This is a genomic window from Pseudomonas sp. FW305-70 (assembly GCF_058783925.1).
The window spans coordinates 1-1012 of record NZ_JBYSYZ010000091.1 but is presented as its reverse complement, the minus strand read 5'-3'; the positions used below and the strand labels follow the sequence as shown (position 1 = coordinate 1012).

General features: G+C 58.5%; 1 protein-coding gene. It reads left to right on the top strand.

Annotated features, from left to right (window positions below):
- Window positions 1-652: 652 nt before the first annotated feature.
- A complete protein-coding gene (locus AC3WN7_RS28590) occupies window positions 653-919 on the top strand; it encodes a DUF6124 family protein (protein WP_095968231.1) in 267 nt (88 codons plus the stop codon).
- Window positions 920-1012 lie beyond the last annotated feature (93 nt).

Below are 1012 nucleotides of genomic sequence, written 5' to 3'. Positions count from 1 at the left end.
GGCGGGTGGATCAAGATCAAGAGCTGCAGGCGAGCTAACGCTCGGCCTGATGAGTGGTGAGAAGCGGCGCGGTGTGGATTGCTCTGCCTTTGCTCTTCTGTGGGAGCGAGCTTGCTCGCGATGGCGGCCTGCCAGCCGACCAATTTCTTTCGAATGTACCCAGTCCAACTGTGGGAGCGAGCCTGCCCGCGAAGGCGGTCTGCCAGCCGACCTGATTTTTGCAGATGTCCCCAATCCCTGTGGGAGCGGGCTTGCCCGCGAAGGCGGACTGCCCGCCAACCAATCTCTCACAGGGAGTATGCAGTGTTCTGACAGCTCTGTTTAAAAGCCGTCAACCTCTGTTCCTGAAAGCCACGCCGCCTTGCGTCGTTGCCTACAACTACGCCAGAATCCGCCGGCTTGTGTGTCTTGGCCCTGATCTCTAACGTTCTCCGCGTCGCTGTCCATGCAGCGATCGGGTTTAGCAGCTCGGTAAATTTCAAGGCTCGCCAGTGTCACCTCAAGACCATTTCGGTCCGCAATTTGGTGGCTGTGCGTGGGGCACTTCGGTGCGCCGGGTTCCTTGATCCCTGGTCTGCTAACCCGCGTACAGCCGCCACCCAATTCGTTTAGCAGCGACCTGTGGCGGCTCCATTGATCAAGGAGTTCCACCATGTTCAAACCCACCCCGAATCCCCCGAAAGACCCTGCCTCACCGCGCAATCCCAGCACAATGTTTGTCATCACCCCCGACATCAACACCGAAACTCTGTTGGCCCACGCCTGCGAATCCCTGGCCTCGGCCAGCATCATGGCCAGTGATCTTGCTGGCTTTCTGCAGAGCCCGCATCGCAACGCGCTGCTGGGGATTGCGCAGATCATCATGTTGGGTGAGCTGGCGGTGAATAGGGCGCTGGATAATCTCGATCCGCAGGAATAACCCGGTAGTAGCAACAATAAATAAACCTGTGGGAGCGGGCTTGCTCGCGAAGGCGGTGGGTCAGTCAACATCAATGCTGAATGTCATGACGCC

Excerpts from the sequence above, each read along its gene's own strand:
- AC3WN7_RS28590 (WP_095968231.1), top strand. The coding sequence starts at position 653 with ATGTTCAAACCCACCCCGAATCCCCCGAAAGACCCTGCCTCACCGCGC.